We start from the raw sequence: 25,298 nt of genomic DNA on the forward strand, positions 1-25,298 counted from the left end.
TGGTGATGTTCTTCACCGCATGACGCCGGGCGATGTTCCTCGCCCCACCACGCCGGGCGAGTTGCTGTTTCAGGCGTCGGCGGGGCGATGCCGCCGGTCAGCGGTTCGCGTGCTCGTCGTGGCGGCGCTGCTCCGACTCCTGGAGTATCGACTCGGCACCCGCCACCGCCGACCCCGCCGGCATGGCCCGGAACACCCAGGTGCGGTACGACCAGAAGCGGAACAGCGTCCCGAGGCCGATGCCGAGGAACTTGAAGACGTTGCTCTGCAGCGGGCTGTCCCAGCCGAACCCGTACGTCGCCAGGTACAGCACGCCGTTCTCGATCACCAGTCCCGCCGCGCTGAACACCAGGAACAGGGTCATCTCGCGGGTGCGCCCGCTCTTGTCCCGGTCCCGGTAGGTGAAGTAGCGGAAGCCGATGTAGTTGAAGACGATGGCGACGACCGTGGCGATGATGCTCGCCCGGACCACCTGGAGCCCCGTGACATTCCGCACGAGGTTGAACACCAGGAGGTTGACCAGCAGACCCGCCCCGCCGACCGCGCCGAACTTGGCGATCTCGCGCAGCATCCGGTCGAACTTCCGGCGCACCGCGCCCTGGGGCCTGTCCGTCAGACTTGTGGAACCACTGCCCATGGTGTCGCCAGCCCCCGTCGGGTCGGTCGTACTCGGTCGCGTCATTGGTGTCGTTCGTGCCACTCGGTGACAGCGGGCCTTCGGCGGAGAGCGCCGAACGGCCCCGTCGACCCGGCCATGCTAACGAGCGCCGGTGAACGACGTCCGGGGACCATACATGAGGACGGAAAGAAAGCCACCTGGACCCCGTTCCGTAACCCCCCATGTTTTTTATGCGCGTACCCCTTCGAAAGTCCCTCGGAAACGGCCCTCCAAACGCCCTCCGCGGGGACGGAAACCGGCCTCACTGGCCAGGCCGATACCCTAGGTGCGTGACATTCCCGGTAGTCGGCATGGTCGGCGGTGGCCAGCTCGCTCGTATGACCCACGAGGCAGGCATCCCGCTCGGCATCAGGTTCAAGCTCCTCAGTGACACACCTCAGGACTCCGCGGCACAGGTCGTCGGCGACGTCGTCGTCGGCGACTACCGCGACCTGGAGACGCTGCGTGCCTTCGCGCAGGGCTGTGACGTGATCACCTTCGATCACGAGCACGTGCCCACCGAGCACCTGCGGGCCCTGGAGGCGGACGGCATCGCCGTGCGTCCCGGCCCGGACGCGCTCGTGCACGCCCAGGACAAGGGTGTGATGCGCGCCAAACTCGACGCCATCGGTGCGCCCTGCCCGCGGCACCGGATCGTCAGCGACCCCGAGGACGTCGCCGCGTTCGCCGCCGAGGGCGATGGTTTCCCCGTCGTCCTGAAGACCGTCCGCGGCGGCTACGACGGCAAGGGCGTGTGGGTGGTGGACTCCGTCGAGGAGGCCGCCGACCCCTTCCGCGCCGGCGTCCCCGTCCTCGCCGAGGAGAAGGTCGACTTCGTCCGGGAGCTGGCCGCCAACGTCGTACGGTCGCCGCACGGGCAGGCCGTCGCCTACCCGGTCGTGGAGTCCCGGCAGGTGAACGGCGTCTGCGACACGGTGATAGCCCCGGCCCCCGACCTGGACGACGAGCTGGCCCTCGAGGCCGAGCAGCTCGCGCTCACCATCGCCAAGGAACTCGGCGTGGTCGGTCACCTCGCCGTGGAGCTGTTCCAGACCCGTGACGGCCGCATCCTGGTCAACGAGCTGGCGATGCGCCCGCACAACTCGGGCCACTGGTCGATGGACGGCGCGATCACCTCGCAGTTCGCCAACCATGTGCGGGCCGTCCTCGACCTCCCGCTCGGCGACCCGCGCCCGCGCGCCAAGTGGACGGTCATGGTGAACGTCCTGGGCGGCGACTACCCCGACATGTACTCGGCGTACCTGCACTGCATGGCGCGTGATCCGCAGCTCAAGATCCACATGTATGGCAAGGACGTGAAGCCCGGCCGCAAGGTGGGCCACGTCAACACCTACGGCGACGACCTCGACGACGTGCTGGAGCGCGCCCGTCACGCAGCCGGCTACCTGAGAGGCACGATCACCGAATGAGCCCCGTTGTTGGCATCGTCATGGGGTCGGACTCCGACTGGCCCGTCATGGAGGCCGCCGCCAAGGCCCTCGACGAGTTCGAGATCGCGTACGAGGTCGACGTCGTCTCCGCGCACCGCATGCCGCGCGAGATGATCACGTACGGCGAGCAGGCGGCGGACCGTGGTCTGAAGGCGATCATCGCGGGCGCCGGCGGTGCCGCGCACCTGCCCGGCATGCTCGCCTCCGTCACCCCGCTGCCCGTCATCGGCGTGCCGGTCCCGCTGAAGTACCTGGACGGCATGGACTCGCTGCTGTCGATCGTGCAGATGCCGGCCGGTGTCCCCGTGGCCACCGTGTCCGTCGGCGGCGCCCGCAACGCCGGGCTGCTCGCGGCGCGCATCCTCGCCGCGCACGACGAGGAACTCCTGCAGAGGATGCGGGAGTTCCAGCAGGAGCTCAACGACCAGGCCACCGAGAAGGGCAAGCGCCTGCGCTCCAAGGTCGAGGGAGCGGCGGCGGGCTTCGGCTTCAACTCGGGGAAGTGACGCGATGACCTCGCCGTCCTTGCAGTCCGCCCGGGAACTGCTGCGGGAGTTCCCGGTCGTCGACGGGCACAACGACCTGCCCTGGGCGCTGCGCAAGCAGGCCCGCTACGACCTGGACACCCTGGACATCGCCCGGCACCAGAACGCCCGCCTGCACACCGACCTGCCCCGGCTGCGCGAGGGCGGGGTCGGCGCCCAGTACTGGTCGGTGTACGTGCCCTGCGACCTGCCCGACCCGGTGCCCGCGACGCTGGAACAGATCGACTGCGTACGGCAGCTGCTCGCCCGCTACCCGGCGGACCTGGCTCCCGCACTGACCGCCGCCGACATGGAGAGTGCGCGCAAGGACGGCCGGATCGCCTCCCTCATGGGCGCCGAGGGCGGCCACTCCATCGCGAACTCGCTCGGCACGCTGCGCGGCCTGTACGGGCTCGGCGTGCGCTACATGACCCTCACCCACAACGACAACGTGGCATGGGCGGACTCCGCGACGGACGAACCGGGCGTCGGCGGCCTCTCGGACTTCGGCCGTGAGGTGGTCCGGGAGATGAACCGCCTCGGCATGCTCGTCGACCTCTCGCACGTGGCGGCGACCACGATGCGCGACGCGCTGGACACCACCGAAGCCCCGGTGATCTTCTCGCACTCCTCCGCCCGCGCGGTGTGCGACCACCCGCGCAACATCCCCGACGACGTCCTCGAACGCCTGCCCGCCAACGGCGGCGTGGCGATGGTGACGTTCGTGCCGAAGTTCGTCCTCCAGGCGGCCGTCGACTGGACGGCCGCGGCGGACGACAACATGCGCGCGCACGGCCTGCACCCCCTCGACACCACCCCCGAGGCGATGAAGGTCCACCGCGCCTTCGAGGAGCGCACCCCGCGCCCGGTCGCCACGGTCGCCACGGTCGCCGACCACCTCGACCACATGCGCGAGGCGGCGGGCATCGACCACGTCGGCATCGGCGGCGACTACGACGGCACCGCCTTCACCCCGGACGGCCTGGGCGACGTCTCCGGCTACCCGAACCTGATCGCGGAGCTGCTGGACCGCGGCTGGTCGAGGGCCGACCTCGCCAAGCTGACCTGGCAGAACGCGGTACGGGTGCTGGGTGCGGCCGAGGACGTGGCGCGCGACGTGCAGACCAGCCGCGCGCCGTCCCACGCGACCATCGAGGATCTCGACGGCTGACCGTCCGGGACGGGGCGGGACGGTCCGGTACGCCCCACCGGGTCCGAGCCGCCGTCCTCCCGGCCCTGCGGGGAGTCGCGCCCGCAGCCGAGCTGCCGCCCCCGGCCCGCGCTGTCGGCAGCTCGGGCCGGGCAGGACAGCGGCGGGTTCAGGCGTGCTCGATCCGGCACAGGCAGAAGGGGTGTCCCGCCGGGTCGGCGTACACCATGAAGTCCTTCTTCTCCCGGTCCTCCACGTCCAGTGGCCGCGCACCCAGCGCCAGCACCTTCTCGTGCGCCGCGTCCACCTCCTCCCAGGTGGAACCCGCGTCGAAGTCGAGGTGGAACTGCTGCGGATTGCGGTCCGCGCGCGGCCATTCCGGCGGGGTGTAGCCCTCCACCCGCTGGAAGCCGATCCGCGGCCCGTCGGGGATCCGCAGGACGACCCACTCCTCGTCCTCGGCCTTGGGTGTGCCACCGCCCACGCGCGCGTAGAACTCGGCGAGCGCGCGCGGGTCCGGGCAGTCGATCACCACGTTGCGGAAACGTGCCACAGCGGGCATGAGGGGCCTCCTTCGGCGTCAGCAGGCGCAGAGGCAGAACGGGTGCCCGGCCGGGTCCGCGTAAACGCGGAAGGTGCGCGAGCGGTCCTCCGCGTCGAGCGGCTTCGCGCCCAGTTCCAGCACCCCCTTCTCCGCCGCGTCCAGGTCCTCCACCACCAGGTCCAGGTGGAACTGCTGGGAGTGGTCGGGCGCGGGCCACTTCGGCGGTACGAATCCGGGCGCCGCCTGGAAGGCCAGCGCCTGCCCGCCGGGCACCCGCAGGTCCACCCAGTCCCCCTCGCCCTCGACGCTGCCGCCGAGCACCTCGGCGTAGAAGGCGGCGAGCGCGCCCGGGTCCGGGCAGTCCAGGACGACGGGGCCGAGCTTGGCGAGAGCCATGACTTCCTCCTCCAGATCGCGGTTACCGATGGAACTCTGTTCCCTGTTACCGAAAGAAGTCATCAACCGGTAACAGTCACTGTGTGCTCATGCTCCCGGTCATGAGGTGACAGCGCAAGAGGTACACGCCGGTCGGCCCCGGTTACCGCATCAGCGGCTGCTGGAGGTAACGTCGCGGGCATGAGTGAGAGATCGCCCGCTCCCGGCGGACTGGAACTCGTCCAGGCCCTGGTGAACACGCTGGACATCGAGTCGGGCAACGACTCGCTGGACACCGTGGAGGGCCGGGCCCGTTTCGCTCTCACCGAGGACGAACTGCCGCGCGCCCGCGAACTGCGCGAGTCGTTGCGGGCCGCGCTGCTCGCCCACGCTGGCCACCCGCCGCACCGCGAGGTGACCCCCCTGACCCGCCTGCTGGCGCAGGCCCCGCTCTATGTGGCCGTCGACGAGCGGGACGGCTCGGCCCGCCTGACCCCCACCGACGAGGGCTCCCTGCACGCGCGTGTGGCGGCCGCGGTCGGCGAGGCGCTGACAGCGGGCACCTGGGACCGTCTGAAGGCCTGTGAGGCCGTGACGTGCCACTGGGCGTACTACGACCGCAGTCCGGCCGGGCGCGGCCGTTGGTGCTCGATGGCGGTGTGCGGGGCGCGCGCGAAGATGCGGCGGTACCGGGCGAAAGAGGCGTGATCCACAGGGAGTTCGCCGGTCGGACGGTGACCCGGTGGTGCAGAATGCAACAGGACGCCGGTCCGGCCGACTGAGCCTCGGCCGGACCGGCGTCACCCGTACGTCTATGCGGTGGGGCGGCCCATCGCCCGGAACGTCCACCCGGCCCGGCGCCAGACCTCCGGGTCGAGCGCGTTGCGGCCGTCGAGGACGATGCGGGAGGCCACCGCCTCGCCCAGCTCCGCCGGGTCCAGCTCGCGGAACTCACGCCACTCGGTGAGGTGCAGGACGACGTCGGCGCCCCGGACCGCCTCCAGCGCGGAGTCGGCGTAGCCGAGCGTCGGGAAGAGCCGCCGGGCGTTGTCCATGCCCTTGGGGTCGTAGACCGTGACCTGGCCGCCCTGCAGGTGGATCTGCCCCGCGACGTTCAGCGCGGGCGAGTCACGGACGTCGTCGGAGTCCGGCTTGAAGGTGGCGCCGAGCACCGCGACCCGCTTGCCGAGGAACGAACCGCCGCCCAGCGCCTCCCGCGCCATCTCCACCATCTGGCCGCGCCGGCGCATGTTGATGGAGTCGATCTCGCGCAGGAAGGTCAGCGCCTGGTCGGCGCCCAGCTCGCCGGCGCGCGCCATGAAGGCCCGGATGTCCTTCGGCAGACAGCCGCCGCCGAAGCCGATCCCCGCCCGCAGGAACTTCTTGCCGATCCGGTCGTCGTACCCGATGGCCTCCGCCAGCCTGACCACGTCGCCGCCCGCGGCCTCGCACACCTCCGCCATCGCGTTGATGAAGGAGATCTTGGTGGCGAGGAAGGAGTTCGCGGAGGCCTTCACCAGCTCGGCGGTCGGGAAGTCGGTCACCACGAACGGCGAGCCCTCGGCGATCGGCGTCGCGTACACCTCGCGCAGCAGCTTCTCGGCGCGCTCGCTGCGCACACCGACCACGATCCGGTCCGGGTGCAGCGTGTCCTTGACGGCGAAGCCCTCGCGCAGGAACTCCGGGTTCCAGGCCAGTTCGGCGTCCCCGCCTGCGGGCGCGTGCTCGGCGAGGTACGTGGCGAGGCGGTCCGCGGAGCCCACGGGCACGGTCGACTTGCCGACGACGAGCGCGGGGCCCTTCAGATGCGGCGCGAGGGAGGCGATCGCGGCGTCGACGTACGACATGTCGCAGGCGTACTCGCCGTGCTTCTGCGGCGTGTTCACACACAGGAAGTGGACGTCCCCGAAATCGGCCAGCTCGGCCCAGTCCATCGTGAAGCGCAGCCGCCCGCTGGATCCCTCGATGCCCGCGACGTGCTTGCGCAGCAACTCCTCGAGCCCGGGCTCGTACATCGGGACCTCGCCCCGCTGCAGCGTCTCGATCTTCTCGGGCACGACGTCCAGCCCCAGCACCTCGAACCCCAGCTCGGCCATGGCCGCGGCGTGTGTCGCGCCGAGATAGCCGGTGCCGATCACGGTGATCTTGAGGCTCATGGGTGCTCCAGAACGGGTAGGGCGGTGACCGGTGCCCGAGCATAGCCGGGTGCCTTCGTGGGCAATTTCCCAGCTGTCGCCAAGCTCACGTACCCGTCCCGTGGGCGGCCCCCTAAAATTCGAGTTACTTAACGGTAATTAGCGTCAGCGCACTGCGTCTTCCTGGAGCGTGAGAGACCTTGGCCGGATCGGCTGACTTCGACCTGTACCGCCCGTCCGAGGAGCACGACATGCTCCGCGACGCCATCCGCTCGCTGGCCGAGGCGAAGATCGCGCCCTACGCCGCCGCGGTGGACGAGGAGGCCCGCTTCCCGCAGGAGGCGCTGGAGGCCCTCGTCGCGAACGACCTGCACGCGGTGCACGTACCGGAGGAGTACGGCGGCGCCGGCGCGGACGCGCTCGCCACCGTCATCGTGATCGAGGAGGTGGCCCGTGTCTGCGTGTCCTCCTCCCTCATCCCGGCCGTGAACAAGCTCGGCTCACTGCCGGTGATCCTCTCCGGCTCCGAGGAGCTGAAGAAGAAGTACCTGGCGCCGCTGGCCAAGGGCGACGCGATGTTCTCCTACTGCCTCTCCGAGCCCGAGGCGGGCTCCGACGCGGCCGGCATGAAGACGCGCGCGGTCCGCGACGGCGACCACTGGGTCCTCAACGGCGTCAAGCGCTGGATCACCAACGCAGGCGTCTCCGAGTACTACACGGTCATGGCGGTGACCGACCCCGAGAAGCGCTCCAAGGGCATATCCGCCTTCGTCGTCGAGAAGTCGGACCCGGGCGTGTCCTTCGGCGCCCCGGAGAAGAAGCTCGGCATCAAGGGCTCACCCACCCGCGAGGTCTACTTCGACAACGTCCGCATCCCCGCCGACCGCATGATCGGCGAGGAGGGCACCGGCTTCGCCACGGCGATGAAGACCCTCGACCACACCCGCATCACCATCGCCGCCCAGGCCCTCGGTGTCGCGCAGGGCGCTTTCGACTACGCCAAGAACTACGTCAAGGAGCGCAAGCAGTTCGGCAAGCCGATCGCCGACTTCCAGGGCATCCAGTTCATGCTCGCCGACATGGCGATGAAGATCGAGGCCGCCCGCCAGCTGACGTACGCGGCCGCCGCCAAGTCCGAGCGCGGTGACTCCGACCTCACCTTCCAGGGCGCCGCCGCCAAGTGCTTCGCCTCGGACGTGGCCATGGAGGTCACCACGGACGCCGTCCAGTTGCTCGGCGGCTACGGCTACACCCGCGACTACCCGGTCGAGCGCATGATGCGCGACGCGAAGATCACCCAGATTTACGAAGGCACGAACCAGGTCCAGCGGATCGTGATGGCGAGGAACCTTCCCTAGCAGGAGCCCATTCCGCCTGCGCAGACACCTCCTCGGCCCCCGGCATCGCGCCGGGGGCCGTTCGCATGGGGCCGTAGGGGCCGGGTGGCGTACAGATGGCCGGTGGGGACCGGATGGCCTCCACGGGGAATGAATGAGACGCCGGCGAAGGGGCGGCACCGCATCGACCGCCGTCCCCGGAGCGCCGGGCATCGGCCGGCTGAAGGGCGTACCCCATGCCTGAGCTGCCAGACGTCGAGGGATTCCGGAAGGTGCTCGAATCCTGCGCGCAGGGCAGGGTCATCCGACGCGTCGACGTGCGCGACGCGGGCGTCCTGCGCGGGGTGAGCGTGCGGCGGCTGCGCGACGCGCTGGAGGGCCGCCGGTTCACCGAGCCGAAGCGGCACGGGAAGTGGCTGCTCGCCGGCACCGGCGGCGGCCCGACGCTCCTGCTGCACTTCGGCATGACGGGCCGGCTGGTCTGCGGTCGTCCCGACAACGCGGTCGAGGCCCACGATCGTGTCCTGTTCACGGTGGGCGGCGACCGGCAGCTCCGCTACCGCGACCAGCGCAAGCTTCAGGGGCTCTGGCTGGCCGACGACGACTGCGCCATCGCCCGGCTGCTCGGACGCCAGGGACCCGACGCCCTGGCGGTGGACGGCAGGGAGTTCGAGGCCGCGCTCTCTTCCCGCGGCGCCCGTGTCAAGAGCGTCCTCATGGACCAGTCCGTCCTGGCCGGACTGGGCAATCTGCTCGCCGACGAGATCCTGTGGCGCGCCGGGGTTCGTCCCACCCGCCGGGCGAGCGACCTCACCCAGGCCGAACTCCGGCGCCTGTACACGCACATGCGCCGCACCCTGCGCTCGGCGGTCACCGCCGGCTGCGTGCCGCCGCGCGACTCCTGGCTCACCGGCCACCGCGACGACCCCCTCCCGGCCTGCCCGCGCTGCGGTGACATCCTGCGCCGGTCCCGCGTCGCCGGTCGCGGCACGGTGTGGTGCCCGCGGTGCCAGCCGGACGGGACGCCACCGTGACGGGGTCGTCGCGGTGGCACTAGTTGCCGGAGACCGTCACCGCCTGGTCGTTCTTCAGCTCGTCGACCAGTGTCTTGACCTTCGCCTTGTCCCACAGCAGGTTGCCGCCGCTCGAGCCGGAGATCGGCATGTTCATGGACTTGCCGTCGCCGCCGTTGACGCCCTTCATCGCCCAGAACATGGAGGCCAGGTCCCACAGGGACATGTCCTTGTCCACGGTCAGCGCGTCCAGGCCGGCGCCCATCGTCGGGTAGAGCTTGAACGGGTTCAGGACCGTCGACGGGGTTGCGACCTGGTGGGCGAGCGCCGCCAGGAACTTCTGCTGGTTCTTGGTGCGCTGCAGGTCGCTCTGTGCGAAGGCGTGCCGGGTGCGGACGAAGGCGAGGGCCTGCTCGCCGTTCAGTTGCTGGGTGCCCGCCTTGAAGTCGGCGCCCGAGTACTTGTCCTTGAAGCCCTTGTCGATCGTGATCGTGACACCGCCGACCGCGTCCACGATGTTCGCGAAGCCGCCGAAGCCGATCTCCGCGTAGTGGTCGATGCGCAGGCCGGTGTTGTACTCGACCGTGCGGACCAGCAGCTCCGGGCCGTCCTCCGCGTAGGCCGCGTTCAGCTTCACATGGCGTCCGGTGCCCTGGTAGACCTTGCCGGACGTGGACCCCTTGTACGTGGGTATCTGCACGTCCGAGTCGCGCGGCAGCGAGATCAGTGTGTCGCCGTTGTCGCCGACGTGCAGGATCATCATGGTGTCCGTGCGCTTGCCCTCGGCGGACCCGGTGTGCAGCTTCTTCTTGTCCGCGTCCGACATGCCGGCGCGGCTGTCGGAGCCGACGATCAGGTAGTTGGTGCCCTTGCCCGCCGCGGGCCGGTCGATGACCTTGGAGAGGTCGACGTCGCGGTGGAGTTTGGAGTCGGCCCAGAAGTAGGTGGCGACCGAGGTCACCGCCAAGGCGGTGACCAGCGTGATCGTGGTCCACTTGATCCGGCGGCGCCAGTTGGGCGCGGTGCGCGCCCCGCCGGGTCCGCCGCCGCCCGGTCCGTGGGGTCTGCCGGCCGGGCCGCCGTAGACCTGGCCGGTGTTGTAACCGCTCTCATAGCCGTTGTCGTAGCCGCCGTACCCCTGGTCGTCGTACGTCGGTTGCTGCGGCACCCCGCCGTACGGCGGCGCGGCCTGGGGGCCGCCCGGTGCGCCGGGCGTACGCCGGACCTGCCGCATCACGCGCGCGCCCTCGGGCTGAGCGCTGGTGCTGCCGCGTCCGTAGCGGTTGCCGCGGCTGTCGTCGGACCATCCCTCGGGCCAATTGTTCATGCGCCCCAGTGTGCAGGGTCGGGCTGTGGGCCGTACAAGAGCCGAGGAAAAACAGGGTCAGGGCTGTTGCGAAGCCGACACAAAGTCTCCGGATCGTGGCGCGGCATAAGGTGGAGGCCATGACAGACCAGGCCCCCGCCCCGGAATCAGAAATTCTGGGCGAAACAGAGGCTGCACTTCCCGGGAAGCCCACCTTCGCGTCCCGGACCACGCTCAGCCACATCATGACGCACAACGACACCAACCTGCTGGGCACGGTGCACGGCGGCGTGATCATGAAACTCGTCGACGACGCGGCGGGCGCGGTGGCCGGCCGGCACAGCGGCGGACCCGCGGTGACGGCGTCGATGGACGAGATGGTGTTCCTGGAGCCCGTCCGGGTCGGCGACCTGGTCCATGTGAAGGCGCAGGTCAACTGGACGGGCCGGACGTCGATGGAGGTCGGCGTACGGGTCCTGGCCGAACGCTGGAACGAGTCCACCCCGCCCACCCAGGTCGGCTCCGCCTACCTGGTCTTCGCCGCGGTCGACGCGGACGGCAAGCCCCGTCCGGTCCCGCCGGTGATCCCGGAGACGGACCGGGACAGGCGCCGCTACCAGGAAGCCCAGATCCGCCGCACCCACCGCCTGGCCCGCCGCCGAGCGATCAAGGAGCTACGGGAGAAGAGGGCGGCGGAGGGTTTCGAGGACTGACGCACGGTAGTTGTGTTTCCGCGCCCGGCGCCCTCTACGCCGGGCACACCACCTGATCCCCGGTCACCACCGCCTGCTGCGGCGTCGGCGAAGCCTTCGGTTCCGGCGTCCGCACCCTCACCGGCCGCACCTCCTTGAAGTCCGCCCCCACGATCACCCGCAGCGCCTCCCCCTGCCCCGGCACCGCCCGCAGCTCGCTCCCCGGCAACGCCGCCTCCAGGACCTTCGCCGAGCGGTCCCAGCGCGGGTCGTACATCACGACCGTGCGCCGCACGCCGCGCTCCGCCGCGTTCACCGGCTGCCGCGTCGTGCGGAACCCGGCGGCCGCGAGCCCGTCGTCCGCCCGCCTGCCGAGCCCCTCCGTCAGCGTGCCGTTCTCCACCTGCACCCGGATCTGCTGCGGAGGCACCTCCACCTCCGCAGCCGCGGGTCCCCGGGCAGGAGCCTCCGGTTTCGCCTGACCCTTCGGCCGCGACTCGCGAGGAGCGAGCGGCCGGTCCTCCCGCAGGGAGTCGAACAACGCCTTCGCCTTCGCGTCGTCCCACTTCACCGTCGACCCCAGCCCCTTGACCTCGTACTCCATCCGCCCGATCGGTACGGTCGTGAACTCCGACGACCGCGGCGAGAAGTTCCGCATCGCCCGCCCCAGGTCCAGCAGTTCGTCCGGCCCGAACCCCTGATCCGCCCGCACCGACCCGAGCGCCGCCTGCGCCACCTCCCGGAGCTTCACCGGGTTCAGCAGCACACCCGACGACATCGCCCGGTCGATCAGCGCCGCCAGGAACCTCTGCTGCCGCTGCATCCGTCCCAGGTCGGACGCCCCGTCCACATGCCGGGACCGGACGTACTGCAACGCCTGCCCGCCGCTCAGCACATGCGTGCCCGCGGCCAGATCGAGCCCGGTGTAGGCGTCCTTCAGCGGCTGCGTGGTGCACACCCGTACCCCGCCCAGGACGTCTACCGTCTTCATGAAGCTGATGAAGTCGACCTCCAGGTAGTGGTCGATCTTCAGATGGGTCATGTCCTCGACCGTCCGCACGGTCAGGTTCGGCCCGCCCTCCGCGTACGCCGCGTTCAGCCGGAGCGGATGTGGGACGCGCTGCTGCCCTGTCGCCTCGTCGGTGTGCTCCGGCACCTCCGCGTAGGAGTCGCGGGGCAGGCTGACCACGGTCGCCCGCTGCCGGTCCGCCGAGATGTGCACGATCATGATCGTGTCGGTGCAGTGGCAGGGCTCGCCGCCCAGGTGGAACGCCCGCCGCTCCCTCTCCGTGATCCTGTCGCGCCCGTCTGTGCCGACCAGCAGGACGTTCATGCCGTTCCCGGCCGCGGGACGGTTCTTCATGTCCCTGAACGGGTCGATGCGGGAGATCCCGCCGTCGAGGCTGGTGATCACCGCGTGCCCGATGCCGGCCGCGATCAGGACCACCACCGACAGCGTCGTGGTCATCCGCACGGGCCAGCCGCGCTTCCGCGGCCGGACGGGCGGCCGCCTGGCGGGGGAGCGGCGGTCCGGCTCGCGGCGCGCGGGCGAGCGGGTGGGCGTGGGCACGGGGGAGACCTCCGCGGGGCTGGGCATGGGTCCGCGAGCACCGTAGGCCCCCGTGATCTTCGGCCCTCGACGGCGCCCGGGCGGCGCGCAACGGTGTCGCCCGTTCGCGGTAACGTGAGGCTTCTATGAACGCCAAGCCCGACGTGCAGCTGCCTGCCGTGTCCGTGATCATGCCCGTGCTCAACGAGGAGCGGCATCTGCGGGGAGCCGTCCGAGCGATCCTCGCGCAGGAGTACGGCGGCGAGACGGAAGTCGTGATCGCGCTCGGCCCGTCCACGGACCGCACGGACGAGATCGCGGCCGAGCTGGTCCGGGAGGACCCCCGCGTGCACACGGTCCCGAACCCGACCGGCCGCACGCCCGCCGCGCTCAACGCAGCGATCAAGGCATCCCGGCACCCGATCGTGGTCCGCGTCGACGGCCACGGCATGCTCTCGCCGAACTACATCGCGACCGCCGTACGCCTCCTGGAGGAGACCGGCGCGCAGAACGTCGGCGGCATCATGCACGCCGAGGGCGAGAACGACTGGGAGCACGCGGTCGCCGCCGCCATGACCTCGAAGATCGGGGTCGGGAACGCCGCCTTCCACACCGGCGGCGAGGCCGGCCCCGCGGAGACGGTCTACCTCGGCGTCTTCCGCCGGGAGGCCCTCGAGCAGCAGGGCGGCTACAACGAGGAGTTCATCAGGGCCCAGGACTGGGAGCTGAACTTCCGCATCCGCGAGGCGGGCGGTCTGATCTGGTTCTCACCGGAGTTGAAGGTGTCGTACCGGCCCAGGCCGTCGGTGCGGGCGCTCGCCAAGCAGTACAAGGACTACGGCCGCTGGCGCCATGTCGTCGCCCGCTACCACGAGGGCTCCATCAATCTGCGCTACCTCGCCCCGCCGACCGCCGTGTGCGCGATCGCTGCGGGCATCGTGGTGGGCGCCGCGATCACCCCGTGGGGCTTCGTGGTCCCCGGCGGCTATCTCGCGGCGATCGTGCTGGGCTCGATCCCGGCGGGCAGGGGTCTGCCGCTGAAGGCCCGTCTGCAGATCCCCGTCGCCCTCGCCGCGATGCACATGTCGTGGGGCTGGGGCTTCCTGACGAGCCCCAGGTCCCTGGCGAGGAAGGTCATCGCCTCCCGGCGGCCGGCAGTGGTCAGCCAGGCCTGACCGCTCTGATTGCCGCAGCCGCCGGCGGACACACACCAGCCCCGGAAACCCGGCGTGCCTCGACTCGTCACCGGAGCCGGCCCCTTGGACCGGCTCCGGAGGTTCACCACCGGTAGGGGGCGTACACGTCCATGCACTGGCCGGTGTCCGAGCCGTTGATGGCGTCGGAGTTGCTGGGGAGGTCCCCGGGCTTCGGTGTGGATTGCTTCGGGTAGCTCGTGCCGGTACGCCAGTCGGAGCCCACGATGACCGTGACGCCCGACACGTCGGTCGACTTCTTCACGGCGCTCATGGGAATGCCCAGTGCCGTGGCGACGCTCCGGGCGTCACCCTCCAGGTCCGCGCTCGGGTAGCGCACGACCGTCTGGTCCTCGGACAGCGCCGCGGTCGTGTCGGGCACCGCCCTGGCGAAGCCCTTCCTCACGAGCACCTGGCTGATGTCGCGTGCCCGGCGGGGCACCGGGCCCTGCGTGGACGTCCTGGTGGCGTTCTGTACCACCACGCCCAACCGGTCGGCCGCGACCGTGGCGGAGGGAGCCTTGACCGCCTGGCTCGTGCTCGTCGTCTTCTTCGGCGCCGGCGTCGTGCCCTTGTCGTCGAACGGCACGTCGTCGCGGATCATCTCCCAGATCTTGTCCGCGTTGGCACCGTCGGGGACCACGTGGTCGTCGTTCTGCGGGTCGGCGACGTTGGGCATCGTGGTCATGGTGATGCGGTTCGTCGGGACCGTCTTGAGCTGCATCGCCAGGTCGTAGAGCTTCCTGACCGAGCCGATCTCCTCGGAGACCTGCAGGGACTTCGTGGCAGCCTCGGCCAGGTTCATCAGCCGACCGGTGTCGGTGAAGACGTTCTGGCTCTTCAGCGTGCGGATCATCGAGTTCAGGTACATGTGCTGAGCCCTGGCCCGCAGCAGGTCACTGCCCCAGGCGTGGCGGGTGCGCAGCCACTGCAGGGCCTGTACGCCCTTGACGTTGCGCGTGCCGGCCGTCATCTTCAGGCCGGAACCACCGGGTGCCTTGGGCAGTGGGCGGTCCCAGACGTTCTGGTTCACGCACACGTCGACGCCGCCGATGGCGTCCGCCATCTTCACCACGCCCGCGAAGTCGATCATCATCCAGTGGTCGATGTAGACCTTGGTCAGGTTCTGCCAGGTGGCCAGCGTGCAGCCGGGGCCGCCGCGGGCCAGCGACTCGTTGATGATGGCGTCGGTCGGCGGGTACTCGTGGCCGGTCGCCGGATCCTTGCACTTGGGGATCTCGACCCGGGTGTCGCGAGGGATGCTCACCACGGCGGCGCTCTTGCGGTCGGCGGACAGGTGGATGAGCATCTCGACGTCGGCCAGCGGCGGGTTGCCACGGTTGTCCCTGCTGCCGCCCAGCGCCACGTTCGCGTCGGAGTTACGGCTGTCGGAACCGATCAGCAGGATGTTCACCGGCGTCTGGCCGGCCGCGTTGGGCTGGGTCTTCTGTGCCTTGGAGTCGCCACTGCTGCGCTCGCCCTTGCGGATGTTGCCGTTCAGGTGCTGGTAGTAGAGGTATCCGGCGCCGGCCGTGCCGAGTATCACGACCGACAGAACCGTCGCCGACCACCGCAGCGCGCGCCTTCTGCGGCGTCTGTTGCCGCCGCCGCGTCCGCCGTCGCCGGGCCCTCGCCCCCCGCTCGAGCCGTGGCCGTCCGGCGTGTGCCCTCCCTGAGGTGAGAGGGACATGGCCTCTTCGACCGCAGATGCTTCCCCGCGCAGACCGTACTGCGTCAACTACCCATCCTCCCCACCCTTGCGGCACCTGACGGGCCTGCCAGGCGTCCTGTTAGACGCACGACAGGCCCATAAGGTGGCGCGGTGCGCTCAACTGGCGCACTGAACCTTGTCCGCCGTGGACTTGTTGGGGACGTCCGGCGCCTTGGTCGGAGCGGTGAGCGGCGTGCCCGGGCCCTGGAAGTCCTGTCCGAGGGTCAGCACGATCGCGGGCAGCCCCTGGTCGTTCTTCTCGCTCTTGCCCGGCTTCAGCGCCGAAGCGGGCAACCCCATGATGTCCGCCAGCTTCCGCGCCTGATCGGCCTGGTCGGGAGAGTACTCGAGCGTCGTCTTGCTGAGCGTCCTGCCCGCGTTGCCGAGCTGGCTGGACTTGGTCACGCCCTCGTTGTTCTGCAGCCAGCTCAGAGTCGCCTGTGCGCTGCCGGCGGGGGCGCCGCCGTTGTAGATGTCGACGCGGATGGCGGAGGCGGCGGAGCGGGAGCCCTTGAGGGGGTCGTTCGCGGCGGTCTTCGCCGCCTTCTCCTTGCTCTTCACCGCGGTGAAGGACACGTCGTTCTTGATCGCGGCGAAGACCTCGGGAGCCGTGTCCGGGTCGACGATGACCGTCTTGTGCACCGGGCCGTCCGCCGGATTGTCACGCACCGGCACGGTCAGGAAGCTGATGTTCTTCGTCGGCACCTTCTTCAGCTCCAGGGCGACGTCCTTGAGCGTGCTCACCTTGTGCAGGCCGGTGTCCACGGTCAGCGCCTTGGTGGCGGCCTCGGCGAGGTCGAGCAGCTTCGAGGGATTGGTCAGCGTGTCACTCGAGGCCATCTTGCGCATCAGCGACGCCATGAACTGCTGCTGCACCTTGATCCGGTCCAGGTCGCCCGCATTGCCCCAGGCGTGCCGCGTGCGCACGAACGCGAGGGCCTGCTCGCCCTCGATCTTGGACGGACCGGCGGGCAGTTTGAGGTGCGACTTCGGGTCGTTGACCGCGTGCTTGAGACACACATCGACGCCGCCCACCGCCGTCGTCAGCGTCTTCACCGCGTTGAAGTCCAGCATCATGAAGTGGTCGGGTTCTATGCCGGTGACTTCCTTGACCGTGCGCATGGTGCAGCCCGGGTCGCGGCCGTCCTGCCCGAGGCTCGTGTTGAAGCGGACGTCCCGCGTACCGGGGATCACCTTGGTGGTGCCGTCGGGCTGTTTGGTCGGGCAGTCCGGCACATCGACGATCAGGTCGCGCGGGATGCTCAGCGCGGTCGCGTTCGTCCGGTCCTTGGAGACGTGCACCAGGATGTTGGTGTCGGCGTGGCCGACGCTGCCGGTGTCGCCGTAGCCCTCGTTGCCCTTGCCGGTGCGCTTGTCGGTGCCGATGATCAGGATGTTGAACGCCTCGTCCTTGCTGAAGCCGTTCTTCGCGGCGTCACCCACGTCCGTCGTCGAGACGTTGCCCTCGAGGTGCTGCAGGTAGAAGTAACCGGCCGCCGTGACCGCGACGAGCACGAACGCCATGCTGCCGCCGGTCCACAACAGTATCTTCTTCGCTTTGCCCTTCTTGGGCTTGGTACGGCCCCGGCGGCGCCCCGGCGGCTCCGAGGGCGCCCCACGGCGGCGGCGCTGACCGGGCAGGACGTCCGGGGCCGGTTCCCCCCGGCCGGGTGCTGTGCGGGTGCCCCCCTGCGCGCTGCCGACGGGTGTCCCCCTGCGCGGTCGCGGCACGGACGACTGCGCTCCGGGAGCGGCCAGTCGCAGTTCGTATTCGCCGGTGTCCGGGTTGAGCACCCACTGGTCTGCGGGGTCGATGTTGTCCGCCCGCCCACGGCCTTGCGCGTCCACGGTTGTCCGAATCCTCCGTCGGGGCCACGCGGCGCCTTCCCCCTCGAGGCGCTCGGGTCTCTTCAGCCAGTGCGTGTTGCCCAGGACGGACCTCGGGGCGTGGCACCGGATCGCTCACACTATCCGCCCAGTTCGGCGTCGAGCGACGGCGGTGACAAATTCCACTTCCCTACAACCGGGCAATCCATCCTATTTCTCAGACACTTCTTAGCTCATGCGTTCCCCGCCATGGGGTGCGCTTTACCCGCAGGCGTCCTGGGCGGCCGTGTTGCCGGTGAAAGTGGGCGTGGGCCCGGATGACGTCTTCTCCCGCGAACCGGGTCCGGAACCGGGCGACGTATTGCTCGTTTTTGCGGCTGAATTACCCGGAACTTCCTTGGTGACCTCGACCGGCTGATCCGCGCGCAGGCGCCGGAAGAGCCTGTCCGCCGCGGGCTGCACGAGTTGGTCACGATTGATGTCGCCCGGGTACGGGGTGCGCGGGGCCGTCAGGAACCGCACATGTTCCGCGGAGAGGTTCCCGAGCCCGCGCACGAGTGCATAGAGTCCGCGCAGACTCGCCAGGCCGGGGTCCGTGGTGAGGGCCGAGGTGGCCGCGTCCAGCACGGGATACAACCTCACCGGGTTGAGCAGGACGTCGTTGCTGCGCACCTTGGTCACCAGCGCGCCGAGGAAGCGCTGCTGGCGCTCCATCCGCTCGGTGTCGCTGCCGTCGCCGAGGCTCTTGCGGGCCCTTACATAGCCGAGCGCCTGCTCGCCGTCGAGATTCACCTTGCCCGCGGGCAGTCTGAGCCTGGCGGCCGTGTCGTCGATCGGATGCCGCAGGCACACCTGGACGCCGCCGAGCGCGTCGATCATCTTCTTGAAGCCGTTGAAGTCGACGACCATGTGGTGGTCGACGCGGATGTTCGTCAGCTTCTCGACGGTACGGATCGTGCAGGCCGAACCCCCGGTCGCGAAGGCGTGGTTGAACATGGTGAACTGCGCCTCGCTGCGGCTGCCGTCCCTCCGGCCGCAGCTCGGCACGTTCACCATGAGGTCACGGGGCAGGGAGACGGCGGTGGCACTGCGCCGGTCGGCCGCGAGGTGCAGCAGGATCGTGGTGTCGGACCGCTCCGTCCCGGAATCCCGCCCGTACCGGCCGTTGCCGGCGCCCGCACGCGAGTCGGACCCGATGAGCAGGATGTTCCGCGCGCCGTGCACGAGCGAAGTGGGCCGCTCCTTCTCGTACCGCGTGAGCTCGTCGGCGGCGGCCTCGTCCGCGGTGATGTTCGAGTCCAGCTTCTCGTACGCGACCCAGCCGGCCCCGGCGGCGCCCAGCAGGAGTGCGGCCAGTCCGACCGCACACCATCGCGCCCAGCGCCACCGCCGATGACGTGCTCTCACTGCCGGGTCCACCGCCTTGCGTCGTATGAGCGGGAGCTGCTGTTACGACGATGGCCCGGGGCCGGTTGCGGGGCGTCCGGTACTGGTCCGGATGGACGCCGACCGCGCCTCTATAGGGGCGCGGGGCTGTGACATCGTGCGGCTCCACGGCGTGGCGTGATCAGCCGCGGGGGACGCGCGGTCGGACACCCGGGCGGGAGCCGCACGGCGCTGATCAGCTGACAGCCGTCGCGGTCACCTTTTCGCTCTCGATCCGCTTGGCCAGCCCTTCCTCTCCCAACCGCTCGAGGTGCCGGCACAACACGACCGAGCCCCCCGCGGCCAAGGGCGCGTACAACCCGGCGCTCAGCCCAGCCCACGTGTCATACGGCAACCCCGACAGCAACCGCGCTCCGGGCCCCGTGAGCCCGAGGGGGAGCGCGTCCGCGCGGGCCCGTTCCACGACCTCCGCCGCCGTGTACTCGGCCCCGGCGACGATCAGCGCCGGCTCGTCCGGGTCGACGGGGGCGTACGGCTGGAAGCGGTCGCCCTGGCTCGGCACTTCGACGGCGTAGTCGACGAAGCCGTCCGGGGTCTGCGGGAAGCGGCCGCCGAGGGGGCGCAGGGCGAGGGCCACGCGCTCCCCGGAACAGACACGCGCCGCGTCCAGCGTGTCGGGACCGCTGACCACGAGGTCGGCGGCGGCCGGATCGCCGTCGACGTCCGCGAGGACGCCCACGGACGAGCAGGCGAGCAGCCACACCGCCGTCTGCCAGTGCGGGGGCAGCAGCAGCGCGACCCGGTCGCCGGGCTCGGCGGAGAGGTCACCCTGAAGGAGGTTGGCGGTCTTGGCCACCCAATTGGCGAAGGTGGCGACGGAGAGTTCGACGCGTTCGCCCGTGGCGTCGTCGTAGAAGGTCACCAGGGGGCGCGCGGGGTCCGCGACGAGCGCGGATCGCAGCAGGTCGGAGGGTGTGCGATCGGTGGCGGTCACGGCGCAAGAGTACGCGGGGGCGGACGTGCGCGCGTCGGCGGCGGGGTGTCGGGCGCCACCGGTTCGGCCGAGTGCGGCCGACGGGTCGTCAGTTTCCAAATGGACATATATGTCTGACTATGTTCAAGATCGTGTGCATGCGTGGATATCTTGCTTCCTTGATCGGCGTCACCTGTGCGGCGGTACTGACCCTTCCGCTCGCGATCCCAGCCGCGGTGGCCGGAACAGGTCTGCGGGCTCCGTCGGCTTCGGCGGCCGTCCCCGGCAGTACGCAGTCCCTCCCCCTCGTGCCCTTCACCCGCGCCGCCGGGGCGGTGGTCGAAGCGGGCCTGAACCCGCAGACGGTGCGGTCCTTCTCACTCGTCGGCGTCGTCTGGGACGACCCGGGCACCGAACTCCACGGCCACGTCGAGGTCCGTACCCGCGCGAGCGGGACGCACCAGTGGTCCGAGTGGCAGGAACTCGAGACGCACCACCAGGGCCACGGCCCCGACCCCGGCACCGAGGAGGGCCGGACCAGCAGGGCACGCGGGGCGACCGCGCCGCTGTGGGTCGGTGACTCGGACGGAGTGGCGGTACGGGTGAGCGCCGAGGGGGACGACACCGGAACGACGCGATCACCCGTGCTCCCCAACGGACTCCGTGTCGAACTGGTCGACCCCGGCGTGGACTCGAAGGCGGGCGCCCCCGGTCCCACCGCGCACGCGGCCGCGCCGGAGCCGTCCGAGGGGGGCGCACCCGAGACCGCGACCGGTGCGGGTTCCAACGCGTTCGGCCGGGACGCCGATCGCGCGTTCCTGAATGACGGCGCGGCCCCGTCACCCTCGTACGAGGTGCAGGAGTCGCAGGGGGCGAAGGGAACGCAGCGACCGCAGGGGACGGTGAAGGAACCGTCGGGCACGGCGGAGCAGACCGTCGCCCCTGCGCAGGGGACGGCGAGCCCCGCGAAGGAGACCCCGAACCCGACAGAAGGAACCGCGAATCCGGCCCAGGGGACCGCAAACCCGGCAAAAGAGCCCGCGAGCCCTGCGGACACCGCCGGCTCAGCAAAGGAAACTTCGGGCAAGGAGCCGGAAGCAGTCCCCCAGCAGCTCCCGGAGCACTCGGGGACCCACACCGCCCCGCGCCCGAAAATCGTCACCCGCAGCGGCTGGGGTGCCGACGAAACCCTGCGCGAGGCGGGCTTCGTCTACACGGACAGCGTGAAGGTGGCGTTCGTGCACCACACGGCGTCGGGCAACAACTACACCTGCGCGCAGGCACCTTCCGTCATCCGCGGTATCTACCGCTACCACGTGGTGAGTAACGGCTGGCGGGACATCGGCTACAACTTCCTCGTCGACAAGTGCGGAACCATCTACGAGGGCCGTGCCGGAGGCATCGACAAGCCCGTGCTGGGCGCCCACACCCTCGGGTTCAACAGCGACAGCACGGGCATCGCCGTCATCGGCACCTACTCCGGCAACAGCAAACCGTCGGCCCAGACGCTGGACGGCGTGGGTGCGCTGACCGCGTGGAAACTCGGTCTGTACGGCATGGATCCGCGCGGCACGACCTACCTGGTGTCCGGGGGTGGCAATCTGTACCCAAAGGGTGAGAAGGCACGACTGAACGTGCTCTCCGGCCATCGCGACGGGTACCCCACGGACTGTCCCGGAGAGCAGCTCTACGGCAAACTCTCCACGATCCGCTCCACCGCGGCCCGCCTGCAGGGCCGCTGAGGGCAAAGGTCCGCCGCATGACGAAGGTGCCTGAGAGGGGCCTCTCTCACGGTCCTCATAACGCCCCTTGCGGTCCCCGCAACACGGTCTGCATACACTGGTCCGCCGATTCACAGTTTGGCCGGTCCCGGCAGGAAGCAGAGACGACAGGTGACAGAAGCGATCCTCCTGGTCGGCGGTAGAGGCACCCGGCTTCGCCCGCTCACGGTGCACACCCCCAAACCGATGGTTCCGGCGGCCGGGGTCCCGTTCCTCACACACCAACTGGCGCGGGCGAAGGCGGCGGGCGTGGAGCACATCGTGCTCGCCACCTCCTATCTGGCAGAGGTCTTCGAGCCGTACTTCGGTGACGGCTCGTCCCTCGGCCTCCGCCTCGAGTACGTCACGGAGGAGGAGCCCCTCGGCACGGGTGGCGCCATCCGCAACGTGGCGAGCCGCCTCCAGTCCGGTCCCGAAGACCCGGTACTGATCTTCAACGGGGACATTCTCACGGGCCTCGACATCCGCGCCCTGGTCCACACCCACCAGTCGACGGGCGCGGACGTGTCGCTGCACCTGACGAAGGTGACGGACCCGAGGGCGTACGGCCTGGTCCCCACGGACGAGACGGGTCGGGTGACGGCGTTCCTGGAGAAGCCGCAGACCCCCGAGGAGATCGTGACCGACCAGATCAACGCCGGCGCCTACGTCTTCCGCCGCTCGGTGATCGACACGATTCCCGTGGGCCGCCCGGTGTCGGTGGAACGCGAGACGTTCCCGGACCTGCTGGCGGCGGGAGCCCATCTGCAGGGCATGGTCGACTCCACGTACTGGCTGGACCTGGGCACGCCGGCGGCCTTCGTGCGCGGCTCGGCGGACCTGGTCCTCGGGCGGGCGCCGTCCCCGGCGGTGCCCGGCCGCTGCGGCGACCGTCTGATCCTGCCGACGGCCTCGGTCGCGTCGGACGCAAAGCTGACGGGCGGCACGGTGGTGGGCGAGGGCGCGTTCGTCGGAGAGGGCGCCCGGATCTCCGGCAGCACGGTGCTCTCCGGCGCCGTCGTGGAGCCCGGGGCCGTCATCACGGACTCCCTGATCGGCGCCCGCTCCCGCATCGGCGAGCGCTCGATCGTCACGGGCGCGGTCATCGGTGACGGCGCGGTGGTCGGCGCGGACAACGAACTCCGAGAAGGAGTGCGGGTCTGGTGCGACGCGCGGATCCCGGCGGGCGCGGTGCGCTTCTCCTCGGACCAGCAGTAGCACCTCTCGACGACGCCGGGTGCCCTGTGTCCCGTGGGCACCCGGCGTCGCGCTACAACCGCCCGATGTCGCCCCGCCGCATCCGCGGGGCGCGCCGTGGCGGCGCACACCCGCTCAGCAGGATCAGCCGTGCCGCCCGGTGCCGCTGGCCCGCGTACGGCTGAAGCAGCGACAGCATCACGGAGTCGTCCGCGTCCCGGTCCCCGGCCAGCGCGTATCCGACGATCCCGGGCAGATGCAGGTCCCCGACGGTCACCGAGTCCGCCGCCCCGTGACTGCGCTGCACGGTCTCCGCCGAGGTCCACGGCCCGATCCCGGGGACCACCTCGAGCCGCGCCTGCGCCTCGGCCGGCTCCATCCCCACCGCCTGCTCCAGTCGGGCGGCGACCCTTACCGCCCGCAGGATCGTCGACGCCCGCTTGTTGTCCACTCCGGCCCGGTGCCACTCCCACGACGGAATGAGCGCCCACGTCCGCGGTGCCGGCATCACGTGCATCCGCCCCGGCGCGGGCCCCGGCGCCGGTTCCCCGAACTTCCGTACGAGCAGCCGCCACGCCCGGTAGGCCTCGTCCGTCGTGACCTTCTGCTCCAGGATCGACGGAATCAGTGACTCCAGTACCAGTCCGGTCCGGGTGAGCCGAAGTCCCGGCCGGCGGTGCCGTGTCTGCGCGACCAGTCGGTGCCGTGGCTCGAAGGCGTCGGGATCGTCCAACGCGCCGAGCAATTCCGGCAGTTGCTCCAGCAGCCACTCCGCCCCGGGTCCCCAGGCCTCCGCCTCGGCGACCCCGCACCGGAGCGCGACCCGCAGCGTGCCCGGGCCGAGCGGCGTACGGCTGGCCCGCCACACCGAGCCGTCGGGCGTCGCCCGGAAGCTGGGATCGGCGGGGCCGCGCCGCAGCGGCCCGAGCACCAGGCCCAGGTCCAGTGGGCCGGGCGGGGTCCAGGTCCGCCGCCGTCCGGGTGCCGTGGCGGGCCGCGGAATGCCCGCGGGCACGACGACATGCCCACCGCGCGCGGTCGTGGGGGTGGGGCGGGGTGCGAATCGTCCGGCCACGGATGAGGTCCTGGTGGATAGGTGGTGGTGCTCTGGGTGTCGTCCTACGAGGGTAGGGGGCGCGCGCCCGGCTCCGGGCGCGTTGCGGTCGAGCCGCCGGCTCACCGCACCTCGATGAACGCCCCCGCATCCCGCTCCGGCCGCGGCTTCGGTTCCTCAGCCGGATGCCCCACCGCCACGGCGCCCATCGGCTCCCAGTTCGCCGGCAGTTCCAGCACCTCGCGGACGACGTCCCGGCAGAACATCGTCGAGGACACCCACGCCGACCCCAGCCGCTCCCCGGCGAGCGCGACCAGGAGATTCTGCACCCCCGCGCCCGTCGCGACCACGAACATCTCCCGCTCGGCCGCGTCCCGCCGCGCGTCGCCGTAGGTGTGGGAGCCGTCCATGACCATGCACGGCACGACGAGATACGGGGCGTTGCGCAGCACGTCCCCGCGCCGGACGCGTTTGGCGATGGACTCCTCGGTCTTCCCGTCCCGGCGCAGGTCCGCGATCCACGCGTCCCGCATCGCGTCGAGCAGCCGCGTCCGTGACTCCTCGGACTCCAGCAGCAGGAACCGCCACGGCGTGGTGTGATGCGGCGCAGGAGCCGTCACGGCGGCGGCCACCGCACGGCGTACGGCACCGGGGTCGACGGGCTCGTCCGTGAACGCGCGCACCGTACGCCGTTGGGTCACCGCCTCCCGTACCGCCTCGGACGTGCCCAGCCGGAACATGTCGTCGCGCGCGCCGCGCACCATGGCCCGCGCGCCGTCGCCGTGGTCGCCGGTCACCACGTGCGGCAGCCCGCGGAGCACCGCGACGGGCAGCCCGGCGGCCTTGCCCTTGACCAGATCACCCGCGGCCGCCAGCTCGTCGGCGGTGGCGACGACGGTCGCGCTCAGCGGGTTGCCGTGCGCGTCCGTGCCGCCGCGCAGGTCGTCGAGGACCCGCACGCCCGCCGCCCCGATGGCGACGTCGGTGAGCCCGGTGCGCCAGGGCCGCCCGAAGGTGTCCGTGACGATCACGCCGACCTCGACGCCGAGCGTGTCCCGCAGCCCCTCGCGGATGGCGCGCGCGGACGCGTCGGGGTCCTCGGGCAGCAACAGCACGGTGCCCGCAGGGGTGTTGGAGGCGTCGACACCGGCGGCGGCCATCACCAGACCCTGCCGGTTCTCCACGATCCTGAGCGGACCGCGCCGGGCCACGACCCGCACGGTCTCGGCGTCGATGGCGGACTCCCGGTCGTCCGCCCGGACGACCCGTCCCTCCGCCTTCGAGACGATCTTGGAGGTGACCAGCAGGACGTCGCCGTCGACGAGCCGCGGCTCGGCCGTGGCGATCACCTTGGCGAGGTCGTCGCCCTCACGGATCTCAGGCAGCCCCGCGAGCGCCCAGACCCGGTAGGCGGGTGCCGCGACGGGTGCGCCGCCGCCGGACCCGGCATCCAAGGAAAGCCC

At 70.7% G+C, this 25,298-nt stretch carries 22 protein-coding genes; 10 read left to right on the top strand and 12 right to left on the bottom strand.

Going from position 1 to position 25,298, the window contains the following annotated elements:
* Positions 1 to 97: 97 nt before the first annotated feature.
* Positions 98 to 637: a GtrA family protein gene (locus tag ACZ7L1_RS32665; protein ID WP_471442423.1), complete on the bottom strand. Its 540-nt coding sequence runs from the start codon at positions 635 to 637 to the stop codon at positions 98 to 100.
* Positions 638 to 948: 311 nt separating this feature from the next.
* On the opposite strand from ACZ7L1_RS32665, the gene ACZ7L1_RS32670 reads away from it, so the two are divergent.
* From ACZ7L1_RS32670 to ACZ7L1_RS32680, 3 genes are read left to right on the top strand one after another with little or no spacing between them, the layout of a single operon-like run.
* A complete protein-coding gene (locus ACZ7L1_RS32670; protein ID WP_471442364.1) occupies positions 949 to 2,088 on the top strand; it encodes a 5-(carboxyamino)imidazole ribonucleotide synthase in 1,140 nt (379 codons plus the stop codon).
* Positions 2,085 to 2,615 carry a 5-(carboxyamino)imidazole ribonucleotide mutase gene (gene purE / locus ACZ7L1_RS32675; protein ID WP_471442366.1) on the top strand — a complete coding sequence of 177 codons (531 nt, stop codon included), beginning with the start codon at positions 2,085 to 2,087 and terminating at the stop codon, positions 2,613 to 2,615. The genes ACZ7L1_RS32670 and purE overlap by 4 nt, the downstream gene beginning before the upstream one ends.
* Before the next feature lie 4 nt (positions 2,616 to 2,619).
* The gene (locus ACZ7L1_RS32680; RefSeq protein ID WP_471442368.1) at positions 2,620 to 3,804 is read left to right on the top strand and encodes a dipeptidase; all 1,185 of its coding nucleotides are present in this window, start codon (positions 2,620 to 2,622) and stop codon (positions 3,802 to 3,804) included.
* Positions 3,805 to 3,952: 148 nt separating this feature from the next.
* On the opposite strand, the gene ACZ7L1_RS32685 is transcribed toward ACZ7L1_RS32680, so the two are convergent.
* On the bottom strand, positions 3,953 to 4,345 hold the full coding sequence (locus tag ACZ7L1_RS32685) for a VOC family protein (protein ID WP_200423575.1): 393 nt from the start codon (positions 4,343 to 4,345) through the stop codon (positions 3,953 to 3,955).
* Between the two features lie 18 nt (positions 4,346 to 4,363).
* The gene (locus ACZ7L1_RS32690) at positions 4,364 to 4,723 is read right to left on the bottom strand and encodes a VOC family protein (RefSeq protein ID WP_389002910.1); all 360 of its coding nucleotides are present in this window, start codon (positions 4,721 to 4,723) and stop codon (positions 4,364 to 4,366) included.
* 180 nt (positions 4,724 to 4,903) lie between these two features.
* Between ACZ7L1_RS32690 and ACZ7L1_RS32695 the strand changes: the two genes are divergently transcribed.
* The gene (locus ACZ7L1_RS32695) at positions 4,904 to 5,410 is read left to right on the top strand and encodes a CGNR zinc finger domain-containing protein (RefSeq protein WP_471442370.1); all 507 of its coding nucleotides are present in this window, start codon (positions 4,904 to 4,906) and stop codon (positions 5,408 to 5,410) included.
* Between the two features lie 104 nt (positions 5,411 to 5,514).
* Here the strand turns inward: ACZ7L1_RS32695 and ACZ7L1_RS32700 are convergent, their stop codons facing one another.
* Positions 5,515 to 6,858, bottom strand: a complete 1,344-nt coding sequence (locus tag ACZ7L1_RS32700) for a UDP-glucose dehydrogenase family protein (RefSeq protein WP_471442372.1) — start codon at positions 6,856 to 6,858, stop codon at positions 5,515 to 5,517.
* Positions 6,859 to 7,037: 179 nt separating this feature from the next.
* Here ACZ7L1_RS32700 and ACZ7L1_RS32705 point away from each other — a divergent pair, with 179 nt between their 5' ends.
* Positions 7,038 to 8,195, top strand: coding sequence for an acyl-CoA dehydrogenase (locus tag ACZ7L1_RS32705; RefSeq protein ID WP_389002901.1), 1,158 nt, complete (start codon positions 7,038 to 7,040; stop codon positions 8,193 to 8,195).
* Between the two features lie 215 nt (positions 8,196 to 8,410).
* Entirely contained in the window at positions 8,411 to 9,208 is a 798-nt protein-coding gene (locus ACZ7L1_RS32710; RefSeq protein ID WP_471442374.1) for an Fpg/Nei family DNA glycosylase, read from the top strand.
* A 19-nt stretch (positions 9,209 to 9,227) separates the two neighbouring features.
* Here the strand turns inward: ACZ7L1_RS32710 and ACZ7L1_RS32715 are convergent, their stop codons facing one another.
* The gene (locus tag ACZ7L1_RS32715; protein WP_471442376.1) at positions 9,228 to 10,514 is read right to left on the bottom strand and encodes an LCP family protein; all 1,287 of its coding nucleotides are present in this window, start codon (positions 10,512 to 10,514) and stop codon (positions 9,228 to 9,230) included.
* Positions 10,515 to 10,633: 119 nt separating this feature from the next.
* Here ACZ7L1_RS32715 and ACZ7L1_RS32720 point away from each other — a divergent pair, with 119 nt between their 5' ends.
* Complete coding sequence (locus ACZ7L1_RS32720) at positions 10,634 to 11,206, top strand: acyl-CoA thioesterase (protein WP_471442378.1); 573 nt, start codon at positions 10,634 to 10,636, stop codon at positions 11,204 to 11,206.
* Between the two features lie 34 nt (positions 11,207 to 11,240).
* Here the strand turns inward: ACZ7L1_RS32720 and ACZ7L1_RS32725 are convergent, their stop codons facing one another.
* Positions 11,241 to 12,755 carry an LCP family protein gene (locus ACZ7L1_RS32725; RefSeq protein WP_471442425.1) on the bottom strand — a complete coding sequence of 505 codons (1,515 nt, stop codon included), beginning with the start codon at positions 12,753 to 12,755 and terminating at the stop codon, positions 11,241 to 11,243.
* A 125-nt stretch (positions 12,756 to 12,880) separates the two neighbouring features.
* Here ACZ7L1_RS32725 and ACZ7L1_RS32730 point away from each other — a divergent pair, with 125 nt between their 5' ends.
* Positions 12,881 to 13,909 (top strand): glycosyltransferase family 2 protein, encoded by a 1,029-nt coding sequence (locus ACZ7L1_RS32730; RefSeq protein ID WP_471442380.1) that lies wholly within the window; start codon positions 12,881 to 12,883, stop codon positions 13,907 to 13,909.
* Between the two features lie 103 nt (positions 13,910 to 14,012).
* Here the strand turns inward: ACZ7L1_RS32730 and ACZ7L1_RS32735 are convergent, their stop codons facing one another.
* The 4 genes from ACZ7L1_RS32735 to ACZ7L1_RS32750 form a co-directional block, all read right to left on the bottom strand.
* Entirely contained in the window at positions 14,013 to 15,617 is a 1,605-nt protein-coding gene (locus tag ACZ7L1_RS32735; protein WP_471442427.1) for an LCP family protein, read from the bottom strand.
* Positions 15,618 to 15,755: 138 nt separating this feature from the next.
* A complete protein-coding gene (locus tag ACZ7L1_RS32740; protein ID WP_471442382.1) occupies positions 15,756 to 17,486 on the bottom strand; it encodes an LCP family protein in 1,731 nt (576 codons plus the stop codon).
* Positions 17,487 to 17,726: 240 nt separating this feature from the next.
* Positions 17,727 to 18,872 (bottom strand): LCP family protein, encoded by a 1,146-nt coding sequence (locus ACZ7L1_RS32745; protein WP_471442384.1) that lies wholly within the window; start codon positions 18,870 to 18,872, stop codon positions 17,727 to 17,729.
* Positions 18,873 to 19,086: 214 nt separating this feature from the next.
* A complete protein-coding gene (locus tag ACZ7L1_RS32750) occupies positions 19,087 to 19,845 on the bottom strand; it encodes a TIGR03089 family protein (RefSeq protein ID WP_471442386.1) in 759 nt (252 codons plus the stop codon).
* 137 nt (positions 19,846 to 19,982) lie between these two features.
* Between ACZ7L1_RS32750 and ACZ7L1_RS32755 the strand changes: the two genes are divergently transcribed.
* Together ACZ7L1_RS32755 and manB are read left to right on the top strand one after the other, a co-directional pair.
* Complete coding sequence (locus ACZ7L1_RS32755) at positions 19,983 to 21,566, top strand: N-acetylmuramoyl-L-alanine amidase (protein ID WP_471442388.1); 1,584 nt, start codon at positions 19,983 to 19,985, stop codon at positions 21,564 to 21,566.
* Between the two features lie 150 nt (positions 21,567 to 21,716).
* Positions 21,717 to 22,802, top strand: coding sequence for a mannose-1-phosphate guanylyltransferase (manB, locus tag ACZ7L1_RS32760; RefSeq protein WP_471442390.1), 1,086 nt, complete (start codon positions 21,717 to 21,719; stop codon positions 22,800 to 22,802).
* Between the two features lie 52 nt (positions 22,803 to 22,854).
* On the opposite strand, the gene ACZ7L1_RS32765 is transcribed toward manB, so the two are convergent.
* Positions 22,855 to 23,856: a DNA-3-methyladenine glycosylase family protein gene (locus ACZ7L1_RS32765; RefSeq protein ID WP_471442392.1), complete on the bottom strand. Its 1,002-nt coding sequence runs from the start codon at positions 23,854 to 23,856 to the stop codon at positions 22,855 to 22,857.
* 101 nt (positions 23,857 to 23,957) lie between these two features.
* The gene (locus ACZ7L1_RS32770) at positions 23,958 to 25,289 is read right to left on the bottom strand and encodes a coenzyme F420-0:L-glutamate ligase (protein WP_471442428.1); all 1,332 of its coding nucleotides are present in this window, start codon (positions 25,287 to 25,289) and stop codon (positions 23,958 to 23,960) included.
* Positions 25,290 to 25,298 lie beyond the last annotated feature (9 nt).

It is taken from the genome of Streptomyces sp. NPDC107546, assembly GCF_055639175.1.

What these genes read in the sequence shown, in the direction of transcription:
- ACZ7L1_RS32690 (WP_389002910.1), bottom strand. Translation starts at nt 4,723, where the DNA reads ATGGCTCTCGCCAAGCTCGGCCCCGTCGTCCTGGACTGCCCGGACCCG.
- ACZ7L1_RS32715 (WP_471442376.1), bottom strand. Translation starts at nt 10,514, where the DNA reads ATGAACAATTGGCCCGAGGGATGGTCCGACGACAGCCGCGGCAACCGC.
- ACZ7L1_RS32685 (WP_200423575.1), bottom strand. Translation starts at nt 4,345, where the DNA reads ATGCCCGCTGTGGCACGTTTCCGCAACGTGGTGATCGACTGCCCGGAC.
- ACZ7L1_RS32680 (WP_471442368.1), top strand. Translation starts at nt 2,620, where the DNA reads ATGACCTCGCCGTCCTTGCAGTCCGCCCGGGAACTGCTGCGGGAGTTC.
- ACZ7L1_RS32755 (WP_471442388.1), top strand. Translation starts at nt 19,983, where the DNA reads ATGCGTGGATATCTTGCTTCCTTGATCGGCGTCACCTGTGCGGCGGTA.
- ACZ7L1_RS32730 (WP_471442380.1), top strand. Translation starts at nt 12,881, where the DNA reads ATGAACGCCAAGCCCGACGTGCAGCTGCCTGCCGTGTCCGTGATCATG.
- ACZ7L1_RS32665 (WP_471442423.1), bottom strand. Translation starts at nt 637, where the DNA reads ATGGGCAGTGGTTCCACAAGTCTGACGGACAGGCCCCAGGGCGCGGTG.
- ACZ7L1_RS32700 (WP_471442372.1), bottom strand. Translation starts at nt 6,858, where the DNA reads ATGAGCCTCAAGATCACCGTGATCGGCACCGGCTATCTCGGCGCGACA.
- ACZ7L1_RS32695 (WP_471442370.1), top strand. Translation starts at nt 4,904, where the DNA reads ATGAGTGAGAGATCGCCCGCTCCCGGCGGACTGGAACTCGTCCAGGCC.
- purE (WP_471442366.1), top strand. Translation starts at nt 2,085, where the DNA reads ATGAGCCCCGTTGTTGGCATCGTCATGGGGTCGGACTCCGACTGGCCC.
- ACZ7L1_RS32720 (WP_471442378.1), top strand. Translation starts at nt 10,634, where the DNA reads ATGACAGACCAGGCCCCCGCCCCGGAATCAGAAATTCTGGGCGAAACA.
- ACZ7L1_RS32710 (WP_471442374.1), top strand. Translation starts at nt 8,411, where the DNA reads ATGCCTGAGCTGCCAGACGTCGAGGGATTCCGGAAGGTGCTCGAATCC.
- ACZ7L1_RS32735 (WP_471442427.1), bottom strand. Translation starts at nt 15,617, where the DNA reads ATGTCCCTCTCACCTCAGGGAGGGCACACGCCGGACGGCCACGGCTCG.